The sequence below is a fragment of the Glycomyces buryatensis genome, assembly GCF_004912275.1.
Classification (GTDB): domain Bacteria; phylum Actinomycetota; class Actinomycetes; order Mycobacteriales; family Micromonosporaceae; genus Glycomyces; species Glycomyces buryatensis.
Genome location: NZ_STGY01000055.1, coordinates 74,210 through 100,144, shown reverse-complemented (window position 1 = coordinate 100,144; position 25,935 = coordinate 74,210). Strand labels below are relative to the sequence as shown.

At 68.1% G+C, this 25,935-nt stretch carries 22 protein-coding genes; 7 read left to right on the top strand and 15 right to left on the bottom strand.

Translation table 11 applies throughout. The annotated features are described in order from the left end of the window. Positions 1–112: 112 nt before the first annotated feature. The 3 genes from FAB82_RS14460 (at position 113) to FAB82_RS14450 (ending at position 1,202) form a co-directional block, all read left to right on the top strand. Entirely contained in the window at positions 113–367 is a 255-nt protein-coding gene (locus FAB82_RS14460; protein WP_136535241.1) for a type II toxin-antitoxin system Phd/YefM family antitoxin, read from the top strand. Further along, positions 364–627, top strand: coding sequence for a Txe/YoeB family addiction module toxin (locus FAB82_RS14455; RefSeq protein ID WP_136535240.1), 264 nt, complete (start codon positions 364–366; stop codon positions 625–627). Before FAB82_RS14460 ends, FAB82_RS14455 begins: the two co-directional genes overlap by 4 nt. Positions 628–791: 164 nt before the next feature. Continuing rightward, positions 792–1,202 (top strand): phage holin family protein, encoded by a 411-nt coding sequence (locus tag FAB82_RS14450; protein ID WP_211116597.1) that lies wholly within the window; start codon positions 792–794, stop codon positions 1,200–1,202. A 143-nt stretch (positions 1,203–1,345) separates the two neighbouring features. Here the strand turns inward: FAB82_RS14450 and betT are convergent, their stop codons facing one another. From betT to FAB82_RS14430, 4 genes are all read right to left on the bottom strand, one after another. Then, on the bottom strand, positions 1,346–3,454 hold the full coding sequence (betT, locus tag FAB82_RS14445) for a choline BCCT transporter BetT (protein WP_136535250.1): 2,109 nt from the start codon (positions 3,452–3,454) through the stop codon (positions 1,346–1,348). A gap of 39 nt (positions 3,455–3,493) precedes the next feature. Beyond that, the gene (gene betA / locus FAB82_RS14440) at positions 3,494–5,155 is read right to left on the bottom strand and encodes a choline dehydrogenase (RefSeq protein ID WP_136535238.1); all 1,662 of its coding nucleotides are present in this window, start codon (positions 5,153–5,155) and stop codon (positions 3,494–3,496) included. A gap of 2 nt (positions 5,156–5,157) precedes the next feature. Continuing rightward, on the bottom strand, positions 5,158–6,636 hold the full coding sequence (locus tag FAB82_RS14435; protein WP_136535237.1) for an aldehyde dehydrogenase family protein: 1,479 nt from the start codon (positions 6,634–6,636) through the stop codon (positions 5,158–5,160). Positions 6,637–6,874: 238 nt separating this feature from the next. Continuing rightward, positions 6,875–7,615: an IclR family transcriptional regulator gene (locus FAB82_RS14430; protein WP_246039652.1), complete on the bottom strand. Its 741-nt coding sequence runs from the start codon at positions 7,613–7,615 to the stop codon at positions 6,875–6,877. Between the two features lie 594 nt (positions 7,616–8,209). Here FAB82_RS14430 and FAB82_RS14425 point away from each other — a divergent pair. The 3 genes from FAB82_RS14425 to FAB82_RS14415 all read left to right on the top strand — a co-directional run bounded on the left by FAB82_RS14425 (position 8,210) and on the right by FAB82_RS14415 (position 11,215). Then, on the top strand, positions 8,210–9,448 hold the full coding sequence (locus FAB82_RS14425) for an MFS transporter (protein ID WP_168801601.1): 1,239 nt from the start codon (positions 8,210–8,212) through the stop codon (positions 9,446–9,448). 104 nt (positions 9,449–9,552) lie between these two features. Further along, on the top strand, positions 9,553–10,545 hold the full coding sequence (locus FAB82_RS14420; protein WP_246039651.1) for a polyprenyl synthetase family protein: 993 nt from the start codon (positions 9,553–9,555) through the stop codon (positions 10,543–10,545). Positions 10,546–10,618: 73 nt separating this feature from the next. Then, positions 10,619–11,215 carry a Uma2 family endonuclease gene (locus FAB82_RS14415; RefSeq protein ID WP_136535234.1) on the top strand — a complete coding sequence of 199 codons (597 nt, stop codon included), beginning with the start codon at positions 10,619–10,621 and terminating at the stop codon, positions 11,213–11,215. 13 nt (positions 11,216–11,228) lie between these two features. Here FAB82_RS14415 and FAB82_RS14410 read toward each other — a convergent pair whose 3' ends face one another. Both FAB82_RS14410 and FAB82_RS14405 read right to left on the bottom strand, forming a co-directional pair. Beyond that, positions 11,229–11,816, bottom strand: coding sequence for a TetR/AcrR family transcriptional regulator (locus FAB82_RS14410; protein WP_136535233.1), 588 nt, complete (start codon positions 11,814–11,816; stop codon positions 11,229–11,231). Then, complete coding sequence (locus tag FAB82_RS14405; RefSeq protein WP_168801600.1) at positions 11,794–13,173, bottom strand: DHA2 family efflux MFS transporter permease subunit; 1,380 nt, start codon at positions 13,171–13,173, stop codon at positions 11,794–11,796. Before FAB82_RS14405 ends, FAB82_RS14410 begins: the two co-directional genes overlap by 23 nt. A gap of 355 nt (positions 13,174–13,528) precedes the next feature. Here FAB82_RS14405 and FAB82_RS14400 point away from each other — a divergent pair, with 355 nt between their 5' ends. Further along, the gene (locus FAB82_RS14400) at positions 13,529–14,062 is read left to right on the top strand and encodes a hypothetical protein (protein ID WP_136535231.1); all 534 of its coding nucleotides are present in this window, start codon (positions 13,529–13,531) and stop codon (positions 14,060–14,062) included. A 75-nt stretch (positions 14,063–14,137) separates the two neighbouring features. On the opposite strand, the gene nuoN is transcribed toward FAB82_RS14400, so the two are convergent. The 9 genes from nuoN to nuoF are packed head-to-tail and all read right to left on the bottom strand — an operon-like array spanning position 14,138 to position 25,935. Beyond that, entirely contained in the window at positions 14,138–15,691 is a 1,554-nt protein-coding gene (nuoN, locus tag FAB82_RS14395; RefSeq protein ID WP_136535230.1) for an NADH-quinone oxidoreductase subunit NuoN, read from the bottom strand. Then, positions 15,684–17,225, bottom strand: a complete 1,542-nt coding sequence (locus tag FAB82_RS14390) for an NADH-quinone oxidoreductase subunit M (protein WP_136535248.1) — start codon at positions 17,223–17,225, stop codon at positions 15,684–15,686. Before FAB82_RS14390 ends, nuoN begins: the two co-directional genes overlap by 8 nt. Further along, the gene (gene nuoL / locus FAB82_RS14385; RefSeq protein WP_136535247.1) at positions 17,225–19,117 is read right to left on the bottom strand and encodes an NADH-quinone oxidoreductase subunit L; all 1,893 of its coding nucleotides are present in this window, start codon (positions 19,115–19,117) and stop codon (positions 17,225–17,227) included. Before nuoL ends, FAB82_RS14390 begins: the two co-directional genes overlap by 1 nt. Before the next feature lie 19 nt (positions 19,118–19,136). Further along, positions 19,137–19,436: an NADH-quinone oxidoreductase subunit NuoK gene (gene nuoK, locus FAB82_RS14380; protein WP_136535229.1), complete on the bottom strand. Its 300-nt coding sequence runs from the start codon at positions 19,434–19,436 to the stop codon at positions 19,137–19,139. Next, positions 19,433–20,209, bottom strand: a complete 777-nt coding sequence (locus FAB82_RS14375; protein WP_136535228.1) for an NADH-quinone oxidoreductase subunit J — start codon at positions 20,207–20,209, stop codon at positions 19,433–19,435. The genes nuoK and FAB82_RS14375 overlap by 4 nt, the downstream gene beginning before the upstream one ends. After that, complete coding sequence (gene nuoI, locus FAB82_RS14370; RefSeq protein ID WP_136535227.1) at positions 20,206–20,775, bottom strand: NADH-quinone oxidoreductase subunit NuoI; 570 nt, start codon at positions 20,773–20,775, stop codon at positions 20,206–20,208. Before nuoI ends, FAB82_RS14375 begins: the two co-directional genes overlap by 4 nt. Beyond that, positions 20,775–22,130, bottom strand: a complete 1,356-nt coding sequence (gene nuoH, locus FAB82_RS14365) for an NADH-quinone oxidoreductase subunit NuoH (protein ID WP_136535226.1) — start codon at positions 22,128–22,130, stop codon at positions 20,775–20,777. Before nuoH ends, nuoI begins: the two co-directional genes overlap by 1 nt. Continuing rightward, complete coding sequence (locus FAB82_RS14360) at positions 22,127–24,601, bottom strand: NADH-quinone oxidoreductase subunit G (protein WP_136535225.1); 2,475 nt, start codon at positions 24,599–24,601, stop codon at positions 22,127–22,129. The genes nuoH and FAB82_RS14360 overlap by 4 nt, the downstream gene beginning before the upstream one ends. Further along, the gene (gene nuoF, locus FAB82_RS14355; RefSeq protein ID WP_246039649.1) at positions 24,601–25,935 is read right to left on the bottom strand and encodes an NADH-quinone oxidoreductase subunit NuoF; all 1,335 of its coding nucleotides are present in this window, start codon (positions 25,933–25,935) and stop codon (positions 24,601–24,603) included. Before nuoF ends, FAB82_RS14360 begins: the two co-directional genes overlap by 1 nt.

Sequence of the window (25,935 nt, the reverse complement as noted above, 5' to 3'; positions counted from 1 at the left end):
CCAGCAGACCGCCACCGAGTCAAGCGGACCCCGTCTGTCGCTGATCCGTCTGAACCCTGGCGTGTCGATACCAAGAGGTGTACATTTCCTAGTACATCATGAGGAGGTGAATGTGAAGACCATATCTTTCTCCCAGTCAAGAGCCGAATACGCGAAGACCCTCGACACGGTCATCAACGACCGCGAAGAGGTGATCGTGACCCGTTCCGGGCACGACCCCGTCGTCATCGTCGCGCTCGACGAGTACGAATCGCTCAAAGAAACGGCCTACCTCCTCAAGAGCCCGGCGAACGCCCGTCGACTGTTCGACGCCATGGAGCGAATGGAGCGCGGCGGCGGGATCGAGCGGGACCTGATAGAAGAATGAAGCTGAGCTGGGACGAAGCGGCCTGGGAAGACTACCTTCACTGGCAGAACGAAGACCGCAAGATCCTCAAGCGGATCAACTTGCTCATCAAGGACATCCAGCGCAACGGCAACGAGGGGATCGGGAGACCCGAGCCGCTTCGACACGGCTTCCACGGTTACTGGTCTCGGCGCATCACCGCCGAACACCGCCTGATCTACAAGGTCGAGAACGAGGAGGTCCGCGTCATTCAATGCCGTTACCACTACTACGACGACTGACGTCCAGACCACGACGAGTTGAGGGAGGCCGCTGCGCGGCCTCCCCTTCACCGCTCACCGGACCGCCTGGGGGCCAATCCGTCTCGGAACCGATCCCTAATCGGGCGCCCGCACGAACAAGCCGGGGACCGTGAGAGTTGTTCCTGTCTGGCACCATGGGGCGCGTGAAGCTCATTGTCAAGATCATCGTTACCGGGGCGGCGTTCTGGATCGCCTCGTGGCTGCTTTCGGGCATCCAGATCGGGACGTCCACCGACTCGGCCGCCGACCGGATTCTCACGCTCGGGGTCATCGCGGTGATCTTCGGGATCGTCAACGCAGTGCTCAAGCCGATTATCAAGGGTCTGGGCTGCGGGTTCTACGTCCTCACACTGGGGCTGTTCGCGCTCATCGTCAATGCGGCGCTGTTCCTGCTCGTCGCGTGGATCGCCGGGCTGTTCGATCTGGTGTTCAGCGTCGACAACTTCGGATGGGCGATCCTCGGCTCGCTCGTGGTCACGATCGCCGGCGGGGTCATCAACCTGGTCCTCCCCGATCGCGTCGTAGAGGGACGCCGGGACGGCAACCGCCAATAACGCCGAGCGGCGTCAGGACCGCAACCGCCAGTAACCCGAATACGAAACCTCAGCCACAAGGGCCCAGATACGAAGCAGGGGATGCCGCGTCACGACATCCCCTGCTTCGTTCTTCTCCGCTCTGCCTAGAGCTGCTTCGCTTCCTATGGCTCTCGCGTCTGCGTGTCGCCGAAGTGGAGGTCGTCGGGGACCGCCGGACCGCCTGGGGCCTCGCGGCTGATCCTCAAGAACTCCAGGTGCCGCTCGTAGTGGTCGAGAATGTCGCCGATGAGCTGCTGCTCCGTATAACCCATGACGTCATACCCCTGGTTGCCCTCGTTGAGGTAGACCTCCAGCCGCCAGTACTCCTCGCTCTCGGAGATCCGGTTCAGGGCGAAGCCCGGGACCTGCGCCGACTCGGCCCAGATCGCATACGAGAAGTGCTCCTCGGTGCCCATGTCCACCTGGAGTTCCAGGTACGGAATCCCGGTCTCGACGGCGATGTCCTCCACGACGTTCGTCCCGCAGCCCTGCTCGTCGAGTTCAGTCGCGACCTGTGTGAACGCCGCCTTGGCCGGGCCGTCGACGTAGCGGGTGACCTGCTTGCGGCCCGGGAAGCTGGAGGCGCGGCTGATGCGCTGGCGCCACGAGCGCACGCCCGTCTTCGAGTCCAGGTTCGACCGTTCGGACAGCGACCCCGGCAGCGCGGTCCGCAGCGCCTGCGCCCGGTAGGTCTCCACCCGCAGCGCCCTCCACAATCCGAAGCCCACCAGGTACATCACGAAGGAGAACGGCAGCCCCATGATGATCGTCGCGCCCTGCAAAGCCGTAATGCCACCGACGGTCAGCATCGCCAAGGTGATGACGCCGAGCAGCACCGACCAGTAGATGCGCTGCCAGCGGTCGGCGTCCTTGGTCGGGTCGTCCATCTTGGAGGTGAAGTTGCCCAGCACGATCGCCCCGGAGTCGGCCGAGGTGACGTAGAAGAGCAGCCCGACGAACGTGGCCAGCCCGGCGATGAACGTGACGCCCGGGTACTGGTCGAGCAGCGTGTAGAAGCCTTGCTCGGGCAGGGCGATGGTGTTCGCGCCGAACCCTTCGGGATCGTCCACCGCCCGGTCGATCGCGGCATTGCCGAACACCGCCAGGAACAGCAGCGTGAACAGGAACGGGATCACCATGGTCGCCGCCACGAACTGCCGGATGGTGCGGCCGCGGCTGATCTTGGCGAGGAACAGGCCCACGAACGGCGCCCACGCGACCCACCACGCCCAGAAGAACAGCGTCCAGGTGTTCAGCCACTCGGTCGGCTGGTCGTAGCCGAAGGTGTCCATCGTCAGGAACGGGAACCGCGAGACGTAGTCGCCGACATTGAGCACCAGCTTGTTCATCGTCTCGGCGAAACCCTCGACGATCATCACGTACAGGACCATGCCGATCGCGAGGACCACGTTGATCTCGGAGAGGATCCGGATGCCCTTGTCGATGCCCGACACGGCCGACGCGGTCGCCATGACGACCGCGACGGCGATCAGGGCGATCTGCCAGGCCTGGGTCTGCGGCACGCCGAACAGGAAGTTCAGGCCGAAGTTCAGCTGGGCGACGCCGATGCCGAGGCTAACTGCCACCCCGAAGACGGTGCCGAGCACCGCCGCGATGTCGACCGCGTCGCCGATCGGGCCGTGGATGCGCTTCCCGAAGATCGGGTAGAGGGCCGAGCGGATCGTCAGCGGCAGCCGGTAGCGGAACGCGAAGAACGCCAGCGCCAGGCCCATGAGGGTGTACATGGCCCAGCCGGTGATGCCGTAGTGGAACAGCGTCCACACGATGGCCTGGCGGGCGGCCTCGACGGTGCCCCCGTCGCCGACGGGCGGCTGGAGGAACTGGGTGACCGGTTCGGCCACCGAGTAGAACATCAGGTCGATGCCGATGCCGGCGGCGAAGAGCATTGCCGCCCAGGCGAACACCGAGAAGTCGGGTTTGGCGTGGTCGGGTCCGAGCTTGACCTTTCCGTAGCGGGAGGCGGCCAGCGCGATCACGAACACGACCACGAGGGTGCCGGTGAGGAAGTAGTACCAGCCGAAGTACTCCGAGACCCAGGCGACGACCTGCCACAGGACGTCGCCCGCGCCGACGGGGTCGATCATCGCCCAGGCGCTGACGGCGACGATGAGGGCGGAGGAGGTGAAGAAGACGACCGGGTTGAGCCGGTTCTTCCCCCCGGCCCCGGTCTCGGATTCTTGGGGGGCGGCGGTGCTCAGCGCCCCCTCCATCGGGTTCGGGCCGTTGCGGTCGTCGGGCACGGTCGCTCCTTATTCGGATTCGGGGGAGGTTTCGGCACGGTAGTAGGGAACTTTTGCGGGCGGGAGCGGCGTATTGCCGAGGATGAGGTCGGCCGATTTCTCGGCGAGCATCATCACGGGCGCGTAGATATTGCCGTTGGTCAGATAGGGCATGGCGGAGGCGTCGACGACGCGCAGGCCCTCGAGGCCGTGGACCTTCATGCTCAGCGGGTCGATGACGGCGTCGTCTCCGGTGCCCATCTTCGCGGTGCAGGACGGGTGGTAGGCGGTCTCGGCGTCGCGGGCGACCCAGTCGAGGATGTCCTCATCGGACTCCACTGCGGCGCCGGGCGAGAGCTCGCCGTCGTCGAAGTCCTTGAACGCGGGCTGGGAGAGGATGTCGCGGCCGACGCGAATGGCCTCGATCCACTCCTTGCGGTCGTTGGGCGTCGACAGGTAGTTGAACCGCAGCGCGGGCTTCTGCTTCGGGTCGGCCGACTTGATCAAGACGCTGCCGCGCACATCGGAGTACATTGGTCCGATGTGGATCTGGTAGCCGTGTTTCGCGTCGACCTTGGTGCCGTCGTAGCGGACGGCGATCGGCAGGAAGTGGAACATGAGGTTCGGGTACTCGACCTCGTCGTTGCCTCGCACGAACCCGCCGGCCTCGAAGTGGTTGGTGGAGGCCGGGCCCCGCTGGCCGAGGAGCCACTGCAATCCGATGCGCGGGTAGTGGATCGGGTTGTAGATCGGGTTGTAGCTCACCGGCTGCGAGCAGGCGTGCTGGATGTACACCTCCAGGTGGTCCTGGAGGTTCGCCCCGACGCCGGGCAGGTCGTGGCGGGGCTTTACGCCCACCGACTTCAGGTGCTCGGGGTCGCCGATGCCCGACAGCTGCATCAGCTGCGGGGTATTGATCGCCCCGCCCGCGAGGATGACCTCACCGGCCAGGACGGTGTGCGTGATCCCGGCCTGCCGGTACTGGACGCCGACGGCCTTCTTCCCCTTGAGGAGGACCTTCGTCGTCAACGCCAGGGTCCTCAGCGTCAGGTTCTGGCGGTGCTTCACCGGGTGGTAGTAGGCGCGGGCCGAGGAGAACCGCTTCCCGTTCTTGATATTGCGGTCGAAGTGGGCGAAGCCCTCCTGCTGGTAGCCGTTGACGTCGGCGGTGATCGGGTAGCCGGCCTCCTGGGCGGCATGCAGGAACGCCTTGAACAGCGGGTTCGCCGCCGGTCCGCGTTCGAGCCAGAGCGGTCCCTCGTCGCCGCGCCAGTCGCTGGCCCCGGCGGTGAGGTTCTCCATCTTCTTGAAGTAGGGCAGGCAGTGCTCGTAGTCCCAGGTCTCCATGCCCGGATCGGCGGCCCAGCGCTCGAGGTCCATCGGGTTGCCGCGCTGGAAGATCATGCCGTTGATCGAGGAGGAGCCGCCGAGGACCTTGCCGCGGCCGTGGGAGACGCGCCGCCCGCCCATGTGGGGCTCGGGCTCGGACTCGTAGCGCCAGTCGTAGAGCGGGTTGCCGATGATCTGGGTGAGCGCGGCCGGCATGTGGATGAAGATGTCCCAGATCCAGTCCGTGCGGCCGGCCTCCAGGACGAGGACGGTGTTCGTCGGGTCCGCGGAGAGCCGATTGGCGAGCACGCAGCCGGCCGATCCGCCGCCGACGATGATGTAGTCGTACTTCTGGACTGCCATGACTACTGCTCCTGCCGGTTGAACCAGCGCATCGGCGCGGGATCGGTGTTCTGCCAGATGTGCTTGGACTCGCGGTACTCCTCCAGCCCCGTCGGGCCGAGTTCGCGGCCGATACCGGACTTGCCGAAGCCGCCCCATTCGGCTTGCGGCACATACGGGTGGTAGTCGTTGATCCACACCGTGCCGTGGCGCAGGCGCTGGGCGACGCGCTGGCCGCGCCCGGCGTCGGCGGTCCACACGGCCCCGGCCAGGCCGAACTCGGTGTCGTTGGCGAGGAAGACTGCCTCGTCCTCGGACACGAACGTCTCGACCGAGAGCACCGGCCCGAAGACCTCCTCGCGGACGATGGTCATGGTGCGGTCGCAGCGGTCGAAGATGGTCGGTTCCAGGAAGAACCCGTCGGCCAGCGCCGGGTCGTCGGGTCGCTTCCCGCCGCAGCGCAGGAGGGCGCCCTCGTCCTTGGCGGTCTGGATGTAGCGCTCGACTTTGGCGCGGTGGGCCTCGGAGACGAGCGGGCCGACCTCGACGCCCTCGTCCTGGCCGCGGCCGAGCTTGATCCGGGCGGCGCGGCGGGCGAGTTCGTCCACGAAGCGGTCGTGGAGGTTCTCCTGGATGATGAGGCGGGCCCCGGCGGAGCAGACCTGTCCGGAGTGGAAGAACACGGCGTTGAGGGCGTAGTCGACGGCGGAGTCGAAGTCGGCGTCGTCGAAGACGACGTTGGGGTTCTTGCCGCCGAGTTCGAGCGCGACGTTCTTGACGTCGGCGGCGCAGGTGGCCATGATCCGCTTGCCGGTTTCGAGGCCGCCGGTGAAGGAGACCATGTCGACGCCGGGATGCTCGGTCATGGGCGCCCCGGTGCCGGCGCCGTCGCCGAGGAGCAGGTTGAGCACGCCCGCGGGCAGGCCGGTGGCGGCGATGATGCGCACCAATTCGATCGTGGCGAGAGGCGTCACTTCGGACGGTTTGATGACGCAGGTGTTTCCGGCGGCGAGGGCCGGGGCGAGCTTCCAGGACATCTGGAGCAGCGGGTAGTTCCAGGGGGCGATGAGCGCGCAGACCCCGATGGGTTCGTAGACGATGCGGCTGATGGCGCCCTTGACGCCGGTGTCGACCACGCGCCCTTCGTCCTTGCCGGCGGTGTCGGCGTAGTAGTCGAACACGGCGGTGATGTCGTCGACGTCGGTCTCGGCTTCGGCGATGGTCTTGCCGGTGTCGAGCGATTCGATGCGGGCGAGGTCTTCGCGATTGGTGCGGAGGCCGTCGACGATGGCCCGCAGGGCCGTCGCGCGTTCGCCCGCGGTGGTGGTGCGCCACGGGCCGTCATCGAAGGCGCGGCGGGCGGCGCCGACGGCATCGTCGACATCGGACTTTCCGGCCTCATCGACGTGGGCGAGCACACTGCCGTCGGCCGGGTCGAGCACGTCGCGGGTCCCGCCGTCGGCCGCACCGGTCCAGCTTCCATTGATGTACAGGTCTGCCATGTGTTTCAGTCTCTCGATTCCGCCTGCGTTTATGGGCAAAACGCATGGAACCGTAGCAGACTAATGCGGCTAATGCTCACGTTAAGTGTTACAGGGAGGGGTCATTCATGGCCGGGCCGACCGGATGTCGGCAGTCGGGGGTGCCTGAACACCTCCTGGTGGACCGGATGTCGACCGTCAGGAGTGTTTGAACACCTCCTAGCGGACCTGTCGGCTGTCGGGGACGCCTGGACGCTTCCTAGAGCAGCGGCTGCATCTCCACTGCGGCGCGGCGCATTCGCTTGGTGAGCACCGGCCAGAAGCGTCCGATGTCCTCAAGTGGCATGGCTGCGGCCAGGACGATGCGCTCGCCGGGATCCTCGTCGTCGCGCACGACGACCGCGGCGCAGCCGACGCCCTCCTGGAACTGGCCCATCTCGGCGTACACCCCGGACTCGCCGTAGACCATGAGGTCCTGCTCCAGCAGGTCCGGCTCGGTCAGCGTGCGGCCGGTGAACTTGCGCATCCCCATGGACTTGAGGAAGCCCGAACGCTCGTGCGGACGCAGCGTCGACAGCAGGGCCTTGCCGAGGGCGGTGGCGTGGGCGCCGTCGTCGAAGCCGACGATGAGGTCTTCCACGTGCGGGCTGCGGTTGCCCTCGGTCACGGAGGTGACCGCGGGGCGGCCCTCCACGAATCTGGCCACAAAGGTGGTGTAGCCGGTCTCGGTGGCCATGCGGCGCATGAACTCTCCGCAATTGCGCGGCCCGGCCATGGCGTGGGTGAGTTCGTTGTAGCGGTCGGAGACCTCCAGGCCGAGGGCGTAGCGGCCCATGGCGTCGCGACGCAGGTAGCGCTCGTAGACGAGGGTGCGCAGGAGGTTGTAGGCGGTGGCCCGGTTCAGGCCGCATTCGAATGCGATGCGCTGGGCCGACACCCCACCTGAGTGAGCGCCCACGTACTCCATGATGCGCAGTGCCCGCTGCACACTCTGGATCATCTTCGTCGGTTCGTTCTGAGTCAGGGGTTGAATGCCGCCTTGACTGGCCGACTTACCCTCTGGCTGCCGCTGGTCCACCATGCCGCCGCTCCATTTGACTACCGTTGACCTGGCGCGCTTCCTGGAAAGCGGAGACCTGGAAGTCGCGTCGCGGCCGAGAATCTAACTATATAAACAACCGCCTGTTGCGTCACCCTCTCGTACAGGGCAGTATCTAACTGTCAGCACCGTTCGAAACTCGGCTCAGCCGGGAAGCGAACAGGCCGCAGCGACGGCGTCGAGTCCCCACCAACTTCCTCGCCGTCGCTGCGGCCGCTCTAATTGAATAACCACAGCGCGGCGGCCCTCCCACCAGGGCCGTCGCGTTTTGGCGTGTGCCGTGGATGGCGCGGCCGGCGAGACGACCCCGCCTGGCGCCGAAGAATCGCGACATACTGTGACTATTGCGCTCCAGTACGACCAGACCCACACTCGCACGCGGCGTGTCGCGGAGTCAAGCCCTGTTCACCCGATTTCGTGACGCACAATGATCATCTTCTATGTTGAAGTTTCAGGATCTGGGAGCCCCTCACGGCTTGGAGTACGGTTGCCAACGTGCCAGCCACCGCTCTCACCGCCGCCCCGAAGACCTCCACGACGTTCTTGAGTGCCTTGTGCGTCAACGTGGCCGCGGTCGTCCCCGTGTTCCTGTTCGGCGGGCTGGCGGTGCAGATCTCCGGCGAGCTCGGCATGAGCATCGGCGCCATCGGTCTCACGTCCGGCCTCTACTTCGCCGTCAGCGCACTGACGACGATCCCGGCCGGGGCCTTGGTGGAGCGCTTCGGGGCCGTGGCGACCTCGCGCGCGGCAGTCCTGAATGTGGTGGTGGCGCTGCTGGCCGTCGCGGGGTTCGCCCACGACACGACCACGCTCATCGTGCTGCTGCTGTTGGCCGCCCCGGCCAATGGGCTCGGGCAGCTGTCGTCGAACTCGATCCTCTCGGACTGGGCGCCGCTGCGCCGCAAGGGGCTCATGTTCGGCGCCAAGCAGGCCTCGGTCCCGCTGTGCACGATGCTGTCCGGTCTCGCCGTCCCCGTCATCGCCCTGACGCTGGGCTGGCGCTGGGGCTTCGTCGCCGGGGCGGTGCTGGCGCTCATGGCGATCATCCCGCTCCACGGCCTCGGCCGCATCGAGACTCCGCCGAAGCAGGGCAAGGGCCGCGCATTCGACCGGGGCCTGCTGCTGTTCGCCGCCGCGACCTGCCTGGGTGCGTCGGCGGCCACGCCGCTCGGCTCCTACCTCACCACCTACGCGGTCCAGATGGGCACGTCGGAGTCCTTCGCCGGGCTGAACCTGACCATCGGCGGGCTCGCGGGGGTCATCGCCCGCACCGGGTTCGGCGGCCTGGGCGACCTCCGGCAGGGCAAGGCCGGGGGCGAGTTCGGCATCATCGTCGGGATGCTCATCGGCGGCATGGCCGGGATTGTCGCGATCATGGCCGGAGTGCCGTGGCTGCTGATGGTGGGCACCGCGGCCGCGTTCTCGCTCGGCTGGGCCTGGCCGGGCCTGATGAACTTCGCCGTCACCAAGCGCTACCCGCACGCGCCCGCCGCGGCCACCTCGATCACCCAGACCGGCGTGTTCGCGGGCGGCACGATCGGCCCGATCGCCTTCGGCCTCATCGTCGAGCACTCCGGGTGGACGGCCGGGTGGAGCGTCGTCATCTGCTGCATGGCCGCGGCGATCGGATTCCTCCTGACGGGCGTCCGCGCCACCGCCAAATCCGCCGCCGATTCAAGCGCAGGCTCCGCTGTCAATTCAGCCGCGGGCTCCTCCGTCAATGCCGCCTCATGACGTCCAATGCGATCGGCGGACCGCGATGCGGCGCTGGGACGCAGGCGACTGCCCTTTCCCGCCCTGTGCCCGATTACCACCCCACACGATAAGGTGAGCCTGTGGTGACCACCGGAAGCGCCCAGACCGCGCTGAGCTTTACCGACGCGGCCTTCGCCGACCAGATGCGCGAGTCGCTCGACGCTGTCGAGGAGCGGCTGCTCAAGGCCGTCGACACGGACCAGCCACTGCTGCGCCAGTCCGGCGCCCACCTCATTCACGCCGGCGGGAAGCGCTTCCGCCCCATGCTGACCCTCGCCTGCTCCCACCTGGGCGACCCGGGCCGGCCGGGCATCATCGACTCCGCCGTGGCGCTCGAACTGACGCATCTGGCGACGCTGTACCACGACGACGTCATGGACGAGGCCGCCGTGCGTCGCGGCGCCCCCTCGGCGAATGCCCGCTGGGACAACTCGATCGCGATCCTCACCGGGGACTACCTGTTCAGCCAGGCCGCGCAGATCATGTCCGACCTCGGCCCCGAGGCGGTGCGGGTGCAGGCGGCGACGTTCGCGCGGCTGGTTCGCGGCCAGATCAACGAGACGGTCCGGCGTCCCGACGGGATCGACCCCGTCGAATGGCACCTGGACATCCTCTCGGAGAAGACCGGCTCGCTCATCGCCACCAGCGCGAAGTTCGGCGCCTGGTTCGCCGGAGCGCCGCCCGAGACCGTCGCGATCGCCGAGGAGTTCGGCGAAGTCATCGGCGTGGCCTTCCAGATCGCCGACGACATCATCGACATCGCCTCCGACACCTCGGGCAAGACCCCCGGCACCGACCTCCTCGAAGGCGTCCCGACCCTCCCGATCATCTACGCCCTCGCCGGCACCGACCCGTCGGAGGAGCGCCTGCGCGAACTCGTCTCCGGCCCGGTGGCCGAGGAGGACCTCGCCGAAGCCCTTGCGCTGCTTCGCGCCTCCACGGCGATCGACCAGGCGCGAGCGACCCTGGAGCAGTACGGCCGGCGGGCCCACGACCTGGCCCAGGCCCTCCCCCAGGGCCCGGCCAGCGCGGCCCTGATCGACATCTGCGACTACATGCTCGAACGAGAGGCCTGACGCGGTTTCCGGATAGACCTGCCATAATCGGTCGTGCGTATATACCAACGCACGGGTGACCGAGGAGGCGACGATGGCGATGACCCTCGAACGCAAGGAAACCGACACCGACGCCTACGATGGGGCGGAACGGGAGTTTCGCGAGCAACTGACCATCGCGGATGAAGTGGAAGCTCCCCACCACAATGTCGAGGTCTTCGGGGGGAAAATCGTCGTGTCGCCGTGGTCGAGGTGGACTTACGCCAAGCCGATGGAATCCATGCTTGAGCAGCTCCGGCGCCATGCGCCCGAAGGTTACTCCGCCCGAGAGGCGCCGTTCAAGTTCATCTTCCCTGCGATGCACGGGGCACTTGGCCCAGACCTCTATGTCGTGGACCTCGACATGGCGGAGAACGACACGCCTTTCGCTCCAAGCGAATCACTCGTACTGGTCGGCGAGTTCACCTCGCCGTCGACCCGCCGCGATGACCTGACCTCGAAACTCGACATCTATGGTCGCTCGGATGTTCCCGTCTACCTTCTCTTCGACATGAAGAAGCGGGAACTGACGGTATACTCCGACCCGTCTGAGCGGGGCTACCAGACCCACACGACGGTCCTTTTCGGCAAGCCCGTGACGGTTCCAGCACCGTTCGACTTCGAGCTCGACACATCGGCCTTCACCGACTGACCGCCTGTCCAGCTCAGAGCGGCACGCCCGCTTCGAGGTGGGTGAGGCAGCGGTCCATGTAGTCCAGCAGGTTGCCTTGACCGCCCTTCTCGCTCCAAGCGGTGATCGCGGTGACCCAGGCGGCCACCAGCGTCGCGGCGAAGTTCCGGACCTCCAGGTCGGCGGGGTCGCGGCCGGCCCGGGCGGCCACCAGGTCGCAGATCATCCGCTCGGTGGCGACCGTCTGCCGGATCTGCCGGGCCTGCAACGCCGGCACGGAGTAGATCAGTTCGACGCGGTGGTGGATGCGCTGCATGTCCTCGGCGGTGAACTGTCCGAACAGCTCGGTGAGGGTGGCGCGGAGCGCGTCGATGGGTGCGACGCCCTCCGGTTGGGATTGGAAGACGCCGATGATCATCGGGTCGTACTCGTCCTGGACGACCACGTCCTCTTTGGTCGGGAAGTAGCGGTAGAAGGTGGAGGGGGAGACCCCTGCGGCCGCCGCGATCTGCTCGATCGTCGTCGCGTCGTAGCCCTGTTCGTCGAACAGCCGCATGGCCTCCTCCTGGACCCGGTGAAGGGTCTCGATCTTCTTTCGCTCACGCAGTCCGGGACGGCTCATGTTGTGATTGTGCCTCGTCCGCCTCCACCGTCCTCGGGAACCTGAGTCCGGCGGCGATCTTCACCGCCCCGGTGAGGATGGCGCAGGCGAGGAAGACCACGACCATGGCGTCGGTGAACGCGGCGTTCGCGGCCGCGGCGACCTCGGGCAGACCGAGCTGATCGGCGACGGCGGCGGCTCCCGCGACGGAGTCCTCGGCCGGACCGGCGGCCTCGGGAGGGAGGCCGGACACGTCGAGCTCGGAGCGGTAGACCGAGGAGGCGATCGAGCCGAGCACGGCGACGCCGATCGCGCCGCCGGTCTGACGCATCGTCTGCATCAGGGCCGAGCCGGTGGCGGCGCTGTCGGGCGGGAGGGACCCGAGGACCGCGTCCGTTGCCGGGACCATGGACAAACCGAGCCCGGCGCCGACGACGGCGAGCCAGGTCCCGGCCAGGGCGTACCCCGAGTCGGGACTGGTGAACAGCGCGATCAGGCAGCCCGCCGCGAGCAGTCCGAGGCCGCACGTGATGGTGAACCGGTAGCCCCAGCGCCCGGCCATGCGCTCCGACGCGAGGCCGCCGCACAGCAGTCCGCCGATCATCGGCAGCAGGCGCAGGCCGGCGCCGAAGGCGGTGTTGCCCTCCACGATCTGGAGGTACTGCGGCACCAGGAACAGCGAGCCCATCAGCACCAGCGAGGCGGCGGTGACCACGATCGAGCCCCACAGGAACGCCCGGTTCCGGAACAGCCCCAGGTCCACCATCGGCTCGGCCGAACGCAGCTGGCTGACCACGAACAGCGCCACCAGGGCCAGGCCGCCGATCCCGCCGATGAGGGTGTGCGCGGAGGTCCAGCCGTGGGTCGGCGCCTCGATGACGCCGTAGACGAGCGCGGCGAGCCCGAGCACCGCCGCCGCGGCCGCGAACGGCTGGAGGCGGGGCGCGTGGCGGTCGGTCGACTCGGGTAGGAACACGGCGACGGCGATGAACCCGGCGACGATGAGCGGGATATTGATGAGGAACACCGAACCCCACCAGTAGTGCTCCAACAGCCACCCGCCGACCAGCGGGCCCAGCGGCAGGCCGATCGCCATGCCGGCGGTGAGCAGGGCGATCGCGCGGGTGCGCTCGGCCCCGGCGAACATGCTCGGCACGACCGACATGGACACGGGCATGACGATGGCGGCGCCGACGCCCATGAGGACGCGCGCGGCGATGAGGACGCCGACGCTGTCGGCGAGGGTCGCGACCGTGCAGGCGAGGGCGAAGATCGCCAGCCCGACGAGCAGGATCTTCTTGCGCCCGATCCGGTCCCGAGCAGTCCGGCCGGCAGCAGCAGGGCCGCGAGCACGACGATGAACGCGTCGACGATCCACTGGAGGTCGGCGGTGGAGGCGTCGAGGTCCACGGCGAGCGTGGGCAGCGCGACATTGAGGATCGTGACGTCGAGCCCGACGACGAGGATGCCCAGCAGGAGGGCGAGAAGGGCCGCCCAGCGGCGGCGTGTGGAGAGGGTGCTCATGGCTCCTTCATTCTGATAGTTACTGTCATTTGACAGTAGCTACCAGAATCTGGGAAGTCAAGAGTTGACCGAACGTCCGAGGTCACGGCTGGAACGGGTTCGCTATCGTTCAAGGGCCACCCTGGCCCCCGGGCTCGACGGCGGGCAATCCCCCCGCCCCGCGTCTTCGAAGGATCCAGTGTCCTTAGAGAGAACCGTCAAGGAGCGCAGTGCAGCAACCTGCCGTAAAACCCAAGACCGTCATGGCTGCTCAGGCACTGCTCTGGCTGCAATTCATCGCGATCACCAGCCTCTACACGATCGGCCTGGGCTTCGTCTTCGCCGCCACCACCTCGGACTCCAGCCACGACACCATGGGTGACGTGCTGCTCTCCATCGACCTCGAACGCTGGGTGCTCATCCTGGTCTCGATCGGGATCACGGCGGCAATGCCCGTCATCGCGCAGCGCCTCGGGCGCCGCGACGACTCGGCGATCGTGGTCGCCTGGTACGCGCTGGCCTATATTCCCTTCGCCATGTACCTGTGGATCGCCCTCCGCGCCTACCTCGCGACGTTCCCCGACGACGCCCCGTTCTTCCTCAGCGCGGCCGCGATGCTCGTGGTCTGCGGCGCCTTCCCGGCCTCGATCCTCGGATGCCTCTCTTCGAAGTCGGCGAAGGCGTGGTTCGCCACCCGCGTGCCGGTCGCGATCCCCGAGCCCGCCGAGGAGCGGGAACTGGTCGGCGCGGGCATGCCCCGCTGAGCACAGTCAGAACAACGACCGCCCGGCGTTGTCCACAGGTTGTGGACAACGCCGGGCGGTCGTTGTATTAACTGGTCAGGTACCCAGGAAGGTGCTGGCCCCGTCCACGATGCTGAGCAGGAGGCCGGGGAAGAGTCCGAGCAGAATCGTCGCGGCCACGCCTACCGCCACCACCGTGCCCGCCATCGGGCTGGGGAGGTTGACCGTCGGGGCGTCCGGGGCCGGTTCATTGAGCCACAGGAGCACCACGACCCGCAGGTACGGGAAGGCCAGGATCGCCGAGGAGATGACGCCGACGACGACCAGGCCGACCTCGCCCGCTTCGATGCCCGCGCCGAAGAGGGCGAACTTGGCGGCGAAGCCGCTCGTGAACGGGATGCCGGCCAGGGCCAGCATCAGGACGGTGAAGACCACCGCCGTCCACGGGGAGCTCTTGCCGAGCCCGGCCCAGCGGGACAGGTGGGTCGCCTCCTCGTCGCCGTCCCGGACCAGGCTGACCACCGCGAAGGCGGCGATGACCGTGAAGCCGTATGCGGCCAGGTAGAACATGGTCTGGCCGACCGCGTCGCCGAGGGCGATCACGCCGACCAGGAGGTACCCGGCGTTGGCGATGGAGCTGTAGGCCAAGAGCCGCTTGATGTTCCGCTGGGTGACCGCGAAGATCGCGCCGCCGAGCATGGTGGCGACCGCGATGATCACCAGGATGGTGTGCCAGTCCCACGCGGAGGAGGACAGGCCCACGTTGAAGACCCGCAGCAGGCCGCCGAAGGCGGCGACCTTGACGCAGCCGGCCATGAGGGCCGTGACCGGCGTCGGGGCTCCGGTGTAGACGTCGGGGGTCCACATGTGGAACGGGACCGCCGCGGCCTTGAAGAGCAGGGCCACCGAGATCATGGCCACGCCGATGTACAGCAGCATCCGCGGCTCGCCCGAGCTGACCCCGGCCTGGTTGATGCCGACCAGGTCGATGGTGCCGGCGAACCCGTAGAGCATCGCCATGCCGTAGACGAAGAACGCCGAAGCGAAGGCCCCCAGCAGGAAGTACTTGAGCGAGGCCTCCTGGGAGATGAGCCGGCGGCGCTTGGCCAGGCCGCACAGCAGGTACAGCGGGAGGCTGAACATCTCCAGCGCGACGAACATGGTGAGCAGGTCGCCGGCCGTCACGAACATCATCATGCCGCCGACGGCGAAGAGCGTCAGCGGGAAGATCTCGGTCGCGCCGGGATCGCGCCGCTGGGCCACGTCGGCGGCCGAGTCGGCCACCACCGCCGCCTCGGAGACGAAGTCGCCGCCCGCGGTGGTGCGGTGCTCGGCGAGCAGCAGGACCGCCACGAGCGCGAGAACCGCGATGAGGCCCTGCATGAACAGCCCGGGACCGTCGAGGATGACCGAGCCGATCGGGGTGCCCCCGATCGAGAACGCGGTCGTGTTGGCGCCCTGAAGGAGCACCACCGCCACGACGGCGCCGATGAGGGCGGCGACGGTCAGCGCCAGCTGCACCGGGAGCCGGCGCCGCTTGGGCACGGAGGCCTCCACCAGCAGCCCCACGAAGGCCACGGCGAAGACGATGATCATGGGCGCCAGTCCGCCCCAGTCGATCTGGAGAGTGGCGGTTTGAGTCTCATTCATTGGTCTCTCCAGCGGCTGGCACGTCGGCGGGTTCGTCGACCACGAATTGCAGGGTGTTGTCCACGGCGGGTTCGACGGCGTCGATGAGCGGCTGCGGGTAGAGGCCGAAGCCGAGGATCGCGATCACGAGCGGGGCCACGAGGGCCTTCTCGCGAATGGTGAGGTCGCGTTTCATCGCCGAAAGGTCGTCCAGGGCGGGGTTGCGGGTGCCCTGCATGGTCCGCTGGTACATCCACAGCACGTAAGCGGCGGCGAGGATGATGCCCAGGGTCGCCACGATCGCGACCGGCTCGTTCGATGCGAAGGCGCCCAATAGGACCAGGAACTCCGAGATGAACGGGGCGGTCCCGGGCAGCGACAGCGACGCCAGGCCGGCGAAGAGGAAGACCCCCGCCAGCAGCGGCAGCGTCTTGGCCGCTCCCCCGTAGTCGGTGATGGACGCCGAACCGCGGCGCAGCGTCAGCATCCCGACGACGATGAACAGCAGGCCCGTGGCGAGGCCGTGGTTGAACATGTAGAGGACGGCGCCGGTCGCCGAGGTCTGGGTGAACGCGAAGATCCCCAGCCCGATGAACCCGAAGTGGGCGATCGACGTGTAGGCGACCAGCCGCTTCAGGTCGGTCTGCCCGATCGCGACCAGGGCCGCGTAGACGACGCCGATGACGCTCATCCCGATGATCCACGGCGCGAACGTCCGCGTCGCATCGGGGAACAGCGGCAGGCAGTAGCGCAGGATCGCGAACGTCCCGATCTTGTCCATGACGCCGACGAGCAGCGCGGCGATGGCCGCCGGGGCGGCACCGCCCGCATCGGGCAGCCAGGTGTGGAACGGGAAGAACGGGGCCTTGATCGCGAAGGCGATGAAGAAGCCGAGGAACAGCCAGTTCTGGAGCGACCCGGCCTCCATCGGCTCGGCCGCGACGAGCGTCTGCCAGTCGAAAACGCCACCGTTGTGAACCCACAGGCCGATGACGGCGACGAGCATGAACAGGCCGCCGACCAGCGAGTACAGGAAGAACTTCACGGCCGCGTATTGGCGGCGGGGCCCGGTCCCGTAGGAGCCGATGAGGAAGTACATCGGGACCAGCATGGCCTCGAAGAAGAAGTAGAACAGCAGCACATTGGACGCCAGGAAGGTCGCCAGCATGGCCGCCTCGAGCGCCAGGATCAGCGCGAAGAACGCCGGCACCGAGCGCTTGACCGAGTCGAGGTCCCGCCAGGCGGCGAGCATCGCGATCGGGACCAGCCCGGCCGTGAGCGCCACCAGCAGCAGCGCGATCCCGTCAACGCCCCACGACAGGTTCAGGTCCCAGGCCTCGACCCACGAGTAGGACTCGGTCTGCTGGAGCCACGGGGCCCCGTCCGAGTAGTCGAAGCCGAGCGCCACCAGCGCGGCGATGACCGCCACCGCGATGGAGAAGCCCAGCGCGGTCCACTTGGCCACGTTCGCCTGTTCGCGCCGCACCGACGCGACGATGACCGCGCCGATCAGGGGCACGGCGACGAGCGCCGACAGCAATGGGAGCTCATTCATCATTGGATCACCACAACCATGAGCGCGGCCACCACGATGACGGCGCCGGACAATATGGACAGGGCATAGGAGCGGACGAAGCCGGTCTGCAACGTCAGCAGGCGCCTCGAGGTGCCGCCGATGCCCGCGGACAGGCCGTTGACGACGCCGTCGACGCCGCGGGCGTCCATCGCGATGGCGGCGCCGGTGGCGACGCGCCCGGGACGCTCGAACAGGCCGCGGTTGACGGCCTCGCCGCCGAGGTCGGCGCGGGCGAGCCGCACCGGCCAGGCGGCGGCGCGCGGCACCGCGTCGGTTCCGCCTCGGAACAACAGCACCGCAAGGGCCGCACCGAGAACGACGACGGCCATGGTCGCGATGGTGACCTGCGCGTGGGTCAGGTGCCCGTGGGCCTCGTGGGCCTCGCCGAAGACCGGCGTCAGCCAGTCCACGACGGAGGTGGCCATGAGGCCGCCGGCGCCGATCGAGCCGAGGGCGAGGACGACGAGCGGGCCCGTCATGATCGCCGGGCTCTCATGCGGATGCACGTCGTCGGTCCATCGCTTGGGGCCGTGGAAGGTGAGCACGAACAGCCGCGTCATGTAGAACGCGGTGAGCGCGGCGCCCAGCAGTGCCGCGCCGCCGACGGCCCAGCCCTGCCAGCCTTCGCGGGCGAACGCGGAGGCGATGATCGGGTCCTTCGTGAAGTACCCCGAGAAGGGGAACATGCCGATGATGGCGAGCCATCCGGCGGCGAAGGTCGCGTACGTCCACGGCATGACCCGCCACAGCCCGCCGAAGCGGCGGATGTCGGTCTGGTCGTTCATGGCGTGCATGACCGAGCCGGAACCGAGGAACAGCCCGGCCTTGAAGAAGCCGTGGGCGAGCAGGTGGATGATGCCGAGCGCGAACGCGCCGCCGCCGAGCCCGACGGCCAGGAACATGTAGCCGATCTGGGAAACGGTGGACCAGGCGAGGACGCGTTTGATGTCGTCCTTCGCGCAGCCGACGATCGCGCCGAACAGGAGCGTCAGGGCGCCGATCATGACGACGGCGGTCTGCACATTCGCATTGAGGCTGAAGATGATGTGCGAGCGGGCGATGAGGTAGACGCCGGCGGTGACCATGGTGGCGGCGTGGATGAGGGCCGACACCGGGGTGGGGCCCTCCATCGCGTCGGGCAGCCAGGTCTGGAACGGCCACTGGCCGCTCTTGCCGCAGGCCGCGGCGAGCAGCAGCAGCCCGATCGCCAGGCTCATGCCGGTCGAGAGCCCTTCCGCCCCATTGAAGACGGTCGCGAAGTCGAGCGATCCGAAGGCGCCGACCATGAGGAACATGGCGAGCAGGAACCCGACGTCGGCGACGCGGTTGGTCAGGAACGCCTTCTTGCCCGCGGTGGCGGCCGCGGGCTTCGTCTGCCAGAACGCGATGAGCAGGTAGGAGGCGAGCCCGACGCCTTCCCAGCCGACGAAGGTCATGAAGTAGTTGCCGCCGAGGACGAGGATGAGCATCGCGGCGACGAACAGGTTGAAGTAGGCGAAGAACTTCCGGCGCCCGTCGTCGTGTGCCATGTAGCCGACGGCGTAGATGTGGATGAGGAAGCCTACGCCGGTGATGAGGAGGCAGAAGACGGCGCTGAGCGGGTCGAACAGCAGCGAAGCGTCGATCCGCAGCTCCCCCACCGACATGACGGTAAACAGCTCGGTCGCGATCGTCTTGTTCTCAAGTCCCCGCAGGGAGGCGAAGGAGCCGAGGGCGAGCGCGAAGGCGGCGCCGATGGTGGCGACGCCGATCCAGTGCCCCCACTTGTCGGCGCGGCGGCCGGCGAGCAGCAGGACGGCGGCGCCGGCGGCGGGCAGGGCGATGAGCGCCCAGGTCCAGGCGAGCAGCCCGCTGGCGCTCGCGTAGGTCATTGCTTCCACGAGGTCCCCTCTAGGCCTTCAGCAGGTTGGCGTCGTCGACGGAGGCCGAACGGCGGGAGCGGAAGATCGCCATGATGATGGCGAGTCCGATGACGACTTCGGCGGCGGCGACGGCCATGACGAAGAACGCCATGACCTGCCCGTCGATGGTGCCGGTGGTGCGGGAGAAGGTGACCAGCGTCAGGTTCCCGGCGTTGAGCATGAGCTCGACGCACATGAACACGACGATGGCGTTGCGCCGCATCAGGACGCCGACAGCGCCGATGCAGAACAGGGCGGCGGCGAGGATCAGGTAGTAGTCCGGGCTCATCCCTCTCTCCCCTCGGTGTGCTTGGGTGCGGACTCGGCGGGCGTGAGTTGCCGCGGCGGGACGTATTCGGACAGACTCTCGGGGACGATGGCGCCGTCCGGCCCGAGCGCGGGAGTCGCGGTCGAATCGGAGGTGGCGAACACGCCGGGTCCGGGCCTGGGTCCGGGGTAGTTGCCGGGTGCGAAGCGTTCGCGGCTGGCCTGCTTCTGTCCGCGCGCCTCGCCCTTGCGGGAGACGTGGGCGAACATGAGGGCGCCGACGGCGGCGACGGTGAGGACCCCGGACATGACCTCGAACGGGAAGAGGTAGGTGCTGAACAGCGATTCGGCGATGGCTTCCACGTTGGAGCCGGCTCCGGCGCCCGAGGCCGAGACCGGCGGGCCGTCCGCGACGGTGAGGCCGGCGACGGCGTGGGCCAGACCCGAGGCGAGGAGCGCGGCGAGGCCGATGCCGAGGCATACGGCGATGAGCCGCTGCCCGCGCAGCGTCTCGAACATCGAATCGCGCGAATCTCGTCCGAACAGCATGAGCACGAACAGGAACAGCATCATGATCGCGCCGGTGTAGACCATGACCTGGACGAATCCCAGGAACGGCGCGGACTGCATGATGTAGAAGACGGCGAGGCACATCATGGTGAGCGCGAGCATGAGCGCGGCGTGGATCGCCGAGCGGGCCAGCACGAGACCGATGGCGCCGCCGAGCGCCATGGGCGCGAGGATCCAGAACGCGACGGCCTCGCCGGTCGACGCCGCTTGGGCCACGTCGATCATTGCTCGGCCCCCTTCTTCGTCTCGGCCAGCATCTCCGAGAGGGAGAACTCGGCGCCTTCGCTGGCGCCGGGGTTGGTCGGCCCGGACCCGTAGTAGTCCTTTTCGCTGTCGCCCAGCCGCATCGGGTGCGGCGGCTGCTCCATGCCCTCGTTCAGGGGGGCCAGCAGCTCTTCCTTGGTGAAGATGAGGTCGCGGCGGTCGTCGCGGGCGAGCTCGTACTCGTTCGACATGGTGAGCGAACGGGTCGGGCAGGCCTCGACGCACAGGCCGCAGAAGATGCAGCGGGCGTAGTTGATCTGGTAGGTCTTGGCGTACCGCTCACCGGGCGAGTACCGCTCGGCCTCGGTGTTCTCGGCGCCTTCGACGTAGATCGCGTCGGCCGGGCAGGCCCAGGCGCACAGCTCGCAGCCGATGCACTTCTCCAGGCCGTCCGGGTGACGGTTGAGGACGTGGCGGCCGTGGTAGCGCGGCTGGAGTTTCGGGGGCCGCTCGGGGTAGTCGACGGTCACCTTGGGTTTGAACATGTGCGAGAAGGTGACGCCGAAGCCTTTGGCGAAGCCGGACATTACTCCTCCCTCCTACTCGTGGATTGCGAGCCGTTCGAAGCATCGGCCGAGCCGTTCGCCCCTGAGCCGTTCGCGACAGTGGCGGTCGCGGTGGCACTGGCCGGCTCGATCTCGGTGAGGCTCCGCGGGCTGGGCGGGACGACGAGGTCGAGCGGCGGGACGGGGAATCCGCCGAGTCCCGCGTCGGGCTCGGCCGGCGGCTCGTACGGCTTCCTGGTGGGCCAGAAGAAGATCAGCGCCATCACGACGATGGCGGCGCCGCCGGCGAAGGCGATGCGGGTGGGCAGGTCGTTGCCCGCGTCGAGGCCGATGTTCATGGCGGCCAGCACGAGCAGCCACACCAGGCTGACGGGGACGAGGACCTTCCAGCCCAGCCGCATGAACTGGTCGTAGCGGATGCGGGGCAGGGTGCCGCGCAGCCACACGTAGAAGAACAGGAACGCCATGACCTTCCCGAAGAACCAGACCAGCGGCAGGAACCCCTCGTTGGCGGCGGGCCACCACGAGTTCGGGAAGGGGGCGGCCCAGCCGCCGAGGAAGAGGGTGACGGCCAGGGCCGACATGGTGACCATGTTGACGTACTCGGCCAGGAAGAACGACGCGTACTTCAGCGACGAGTACTCGGTGGCGAAGCCGGCGACGAGCTCGGATTCGGCCTCGGGCATGTCGAACGGGGCCCGGTTGGTCTCGCCGACCATCGCGATCACGAAGATGACGAAGCTGGGCGCGAGGATCAGGAAGTACCAGCCCGGCAGCGTCAGTTCGAGCCCGCCGATGTTCATCGGGATGCCTTCGGCCTGGGCCTCGACGATCGCCCCGGTGGACATGAGCTGGGACTGGAAGAACACGGTCAGGACCGCGAGGCCGAGGGCGATCTCGTAGGAGATGACCTGGGCGGCGGCGCGGAGCGCGCCGAGCAGCGAGTAGGTCGAGCCGGAGGCCCAGCCGGCCAGGACGATGCCGTAGACGCCGAGCGCGGAGCAGGCCAGGATGACCAGGACGCTGACCTCGAAGTCGGTGAGCTGGAGTTCGGTCTCGATGCCGAAGACCGATACCTCGGGGCCGAAGGGGATCACCGCGAACGCGGTGAACGCGCAGGAGACGGCGATGATCGGCGCGGCGATGAACACGACCTTGTCGGCCGTGCGCGGCATGATGTCCTCCTTGAACGCCAACTTGAGGCCGTCGGCGAGCGACTGGAGCAGACCGAAGGGCCCGTTGCGGTTCGGGCCGGGCCGCACCTGCATGATCGCGACGATGCGCCGCTCGAACCAGATGGTGAACAGCACCAGCAGGACCAGCACCACGAAGACGAGGACGCCCTTGACGAGCATCAGCCAGATCGGGTCGTTCATGAGTTGACCGTCTCCTTCTCATTGCCCGGCGACGCTTGCGAGCCGGGATTCTGCTCAGGGCCGGCGGGCTTCGGCACCGCCGGATAGGCGCGGATGGCGACGACGTCGCCCGAGCCGGCGCCGAGGTGGCGGAAGATCCCGCGCCCGGGCGCGTTGGTCGGCACCCAGACGACGCCCTCGGGCATGTCGGTGGTCTGCAGCGGCAGCGTGATCCCGCCGATCGAGGTGGCGACGGTGACGCCGGAGCCCTCAGTGGCGCCGATCGCCTTCGCGGTCGCCGCGCTCAAGCGCACCACCGGGTCTGGGGCGCACCCGGCCAGATGCGGATTGTTCTCCTGGAGCGAGCCGCCGTCGAGCAGCTGCCGCCAGGTCGCCAGGATCGCCTTTCCCTCGCCCGGCCGCGCCGGGGCGTCGACCTGGTAGTCGGGGGCGGGCTGGCGGGTGATCGGGTCGGGAAGCCCGGCCAGTTCGGCCCGGACCACGCGCGTGAGTCCGACGCCGAGTTCGACGCCCATCGCGGCGGAGAGCGCGTTGAGCACGGAGTGGTCGCTCATCAGGTCCGATTCGAGGACGGCCTCGAAGGTGCGGAGCCGGCCCTCCCAGTCGAAGTAGGCGCCGTCCTTGTCGGTGACGGGCGCGACCGGGAGGATGACGTCGGCGACGCGGGTGACCGCCGAGTGGCGGATCTCCAGCGAGACGACGAAGCGGGCCGCGTACAGGGCCGCTTCGACGGCGGGCGCGTCGGCGAAGTCGTACGGGTCGACGCCGCCGATCAGGAGCGCGTCGAGCTCGCCTTCCGCGGCGGCCTGCAGGATCTGCCAGGCGTGGCGCCCGTCGGCCCCCGGAAGGTCGTCGACGCCCCAGTACCGGGCCAGCTGCTCGCGGTCGGCCGCGTAGTCGGCGAGTCCGCCGCCGGGCAGCAGCCCCGGCAGGCATCCGGCCTCGACGGCGCCGCGATCGCCTGCGCGCCTGGGGATCCAGGCGAGGCGGGCGCCGGTGGCGCGGGAGAGCTTGACGGCGGCCGAGAGCGCGCCCTCGACGGTCGCGAGGCGCTCGCCCAGCAGGATGACCGCGCCGTCTTCGCCGAGTGCGTCGCGGACCATGCCTCCGCGGCACCAGGCGTCGAGCAGTTCGGCCTCCTCGCCGGGCAGTCCCTCGATGAGGTTCGCGTTCAGCTTGGTCGTGCCCCGCGTCGCGAACGGCGCGAGGACGTGGACGCGCTGGCCCTTCGTCTTGACGGCCTTGCGCATGCGCAGGAACGCGATCGGGCATTCCTCTTCGACTTCGAGACCGGCGACGAGCACGACCGGCGCCTTCTCCAGGTCCTCGTAGGTGACCGCGCCCGACGACGGGTAGACCCCGGCGACGGAGTGGGCCAGGAATTCGGACTCCTCGGTCGAGTGGGGCCGGGAGCGGAAGTCGATGTCGTTGGTGCCCAGGGCGACGCGCGCGAACTTGGCGTACCCGTAGGAGTCCTCGACGGTGAGGCGACCGCCGGGCAGGACCCCGACGCCGCTCGAGGCCGCCTTGAGGCCCTTGGCGGCCCGGCGCAGTGCCTCGGGCCAGGAGGCCTCGCGCAGCGAGCCGTCCTCCTCGCGGACCATCGGCTTGGTGATGCGGTCGGCGGAGTCGATGTACGACGAGGCCCAGCGGCCCTTGTCGCAGTTCCACTCCTCGTTGACGGCCGGGTCGTTCCCGGCGAGGCGGCGCAGGACCTTGCCGCGCCGGTGGTCCGTGCGCTGGTCGCAGCCGGCGGCGCAGTGCTCGCACACGCTGGGGCTGGAGACGAGGTCGAAAGGCCTGGAGCGGAAGCGATACTGGGTGCCGGTGAGCGCGCCGACCGGGCAGATCTGCACGGTGTTGCCGGAGAAGTAGGACTCGAACGGCTCGTCCTCGTAGACGCCGACCTGTTCGAGCGCGGACCGTTCCATCAGCTCGATGAAGGGGTCGCCGGCGATCTGGTCGGAGAAGCGGGTGCACCTGGCGCACAGGACGCAGCGTTCGCGGTCGAGCAGGACCTGCGAGGAGATCGGCAGCGCCTTCTTGTACTGGCGCTTGTCGGCCACCTCCATGCGGGTCTCGGTGCGGCCGGCCGACATGGCCTGGTTCTGGAGCGGGCATTCGCCGCCCTTGTCGCAGACGGGGCAGTCCAGGGGGTGGTTGATCAGGAGGAACTCCATGATCCCCTCCTGGGCGTCCCGCGCGATCTCGCTGGTGTGCTGGGTCTTGACGACCATCCCCGGCATCGCGGTGGTGGTGCACGAGGCGGCCGGCTTGGGCATGCCGCGTCCATTGCCCATGTCGGGGACGTCGACCAGGCATTGGCGGCAGGCCCCGGCGGGCTCCAGCAGCGGGTGGTCGCAGAACCGGGGGATCTCGATGCCGAGCTGCTCGGCGGCCCGAATGAGCAAGGTGCCCTTGGGGACGGTGACTTCTACGCCATCGATCGTGAACGTGACTTGGTCGCTCATCAGTGCGCTCCGATCTGCACGGCGTCAAAGAGGGGCTGCTTGTGGCCGTCGATGTAGTCGAGGTAGTCCTGCTTGAAGTACTTCAGTGATGAAGTGACGCAGGAGGTCGCGCCGTCGCCGAGGCCGCAGAAGGACCGGCCGAGCAGGTTCCGGCACGCGTCCGTCAGCAGTTTCAGGTCGGCGGGGGTGCCGGTGCCGGACAGGATGCGCTCGTAGACGCGGACCATCCAGTAGTTGCCCTCGCGGCACGGCGTGCATTTGCCGCACGATTCGTGCTGGTAGAACTTCAGCCACCGCCAGCAGGCGACGACCGGGCAGTCCTGGTCGGAGAAGATCATGAGCGCCGTGGTGCCCAGGATGGATCCGGCCTTGGAGACATTGTCGAAGTCCAGGGGGACGTCGACGTGTTCGGCCGAGAGCATCGGCGTCGACGAACCGCCGGGGGTGAAGAACTTGAGCTCGTGCCCGTCCTCCATGCCGCCGGCCAGTTCGATGAGTTCGGCGAGGGTCGTCCCCATCGAGCATTCGTACTGGCCGGGGCGCTTGACGCGGCCCGACAGCGAGTAGATCATCGTCCCGGCCGAGTTCTCCGAGCCGATTGACTTCCACCATTCGGCGCCGCCGAGCACGATGTGCGGGACGGCGGCGATGGTGCCGACATTGTTGATGCACGTGGGCTTCTGGTAGAGCCCGTGCGTGGCCGGGAACGGCGGCCGCAGCCGCGGCTGGCCCCGCTTGCCCTCGAGCGAGTCCAGCAGGGCGGTCTCCTCGCCGCAGATGTAGGCGCCCGCGCCCGAGTGGATCACCACTTCGAGGTCGAAGCCCGAGCCGAGGATGTCCTTGCCGAGGTATCCGGCTTCCTTCGCCTCGGCGACAGCACCACGGAGCCTGCGAGCGGCGTGGACGGCCTCGCCGCGCACGTACACGAACGCCCGGTTCGCCTTGATGGCGTAGGAGGCGATCGCGATGCCCTCGATGACCGAGTGCGGGTCGTTCATCATGAGCGGCAGGTCCTTGCAGGTGCCCGGCTCGCCCTCGTCGGCGTTGACGACCAGGTAGTGCTCCTGGCCGTCGTCGGGCACGAACTGCCACTTCATGCCGACGGGGAACCCGGCGCCGCCGCGGCCGCGGTGCCCGGAGTCCTTCATGAACGTGATCAGGTCGCCCGGCTCGTAGGTCAGTGCCTTGCGCAGGGCCTTGTAGCCGTCGAGCTGCTCGTAGACGTCGCGCCGCCAAGCGCCGGGCGAGAGCCAGCGCTTGGTGATGACGGGCTTGAGCTTGTTGAGGACGTCTTCGGAGGGTCGTCTGGGGCCAGGCACGGTTACTCGACTCAC

What these genes read in the sequence shown, in the direction of transcription:
- nuoL (WP_136535247.1), bottom strand. Translation starts at nt 19,117, where the DNA reads ATGACCTACGCGAGCGCCAGCGGGCTGCTCGCCTGGACCTGGGCGCTC.
- betT (WP_136535250.1), bottom strand. Translation starts at nt 3,454, where the DNA reads ATGGAGGGGGCGCTGAGCACCGCCGCCCCCCAAGAATCCGAGACCGGG.
- FAB82_RS14360 (WP_136535225.1), bottom strand. Translation starts at nt 24,601, where the DNA reads ATGAGCGACCAAGTCACGTTCACGATCGATGGCGTAGAAGTCACCGTC.
- FAB82_RS14435 (WP_136535237.1), bottom strand. Translation starts at nt 6,636, where the DNA reads ATGGCAGACCTGTACATCAATGGAAGCTGGACCGGTGCGGCCGACGGC.
- FAB82_RS14455 (WP_136535240.1), top strand. Translation starts at nt 364, where the DNA reads ATGAAGCTGAGCTGGGACGAAGCGGCCTGGGAAGACTACCTTCACTGG.
- nuoI (WP_136535227.1), bottom strand. Translation starts at nt 20,775, where the DNA reads ATGTCCGGCTTCGCCAAAGGCTTCGGCGTCACCTTCTCGCACATGTTC.
- FAB82_RS14390 (WP_136535248.1), bottom strand. Translation starts at nt 17,225, where the DNA reads ATGAATGAGCTCCCATTGCTGTCGGCGCTCGTCGCCGTGCCCCTGATC.
- FAB82_RS14410 (WP_136535233.1), bottom strand. Translation starts at nt 11,816, where the DNA reads ATGAGCCGTCCCGGACTGCGTGAGCGAAAGAAGATCGAGACCCTTCAC.
- FAB82_RS14415 (WP_136535234.1), top strand. Translation starts at nt 10,619, where the DNA reads ATGGCGATGACCCTCGAACGCAAGGAAACCGACACCGACGCCTACGAT.
- nuoH (WP_136535226.1), bottom strand. Translation starts at nt 22,130, where the DNA reads ATGAACGACCCGATCTGGCTGATGCTCGTCAAGGGCGTCCTCGTCTTC.
- FAB82_RS14430 (WP_246039652.1), bottom strand. Translation starts at nt 7,615, where the DNA reads ATGATCCAGAGTGTGCAGCGGGCACTGCGCATCATGGAGTACGTGGGC.
- nuoK (WP_136535229.1), bottom strand. Translation starts at nt 19,436, where the DNA reads ATGAGCCCGGACTACTACCTGATCCTCGCCGCCGCCCTGTTCTGCATC.
- nuoN (WP_136535230.1), bottom strand. Translation starts at nt 15,691, where the DNA reads ATGAATGAGACTCAAACCGCCACTCTCCAGATCGACTGGGGCGGACTG.
- betA (WP_136535238.1), bottom strand. Translation starts at nt 5,155, where the DNA reads ATGGCAGTCCAGAAGTACGACTACATCATCGTCGGCGGCGGATCGGCC.
- FAB82_RS14375 (WP_136535228.1), bottom strand. Translation starts at nt 20,209, where the DNA reads ATGATCGACGTGGCCCAAGCGGCGTCGACCGGCGAGGCCGTCGCGTTC.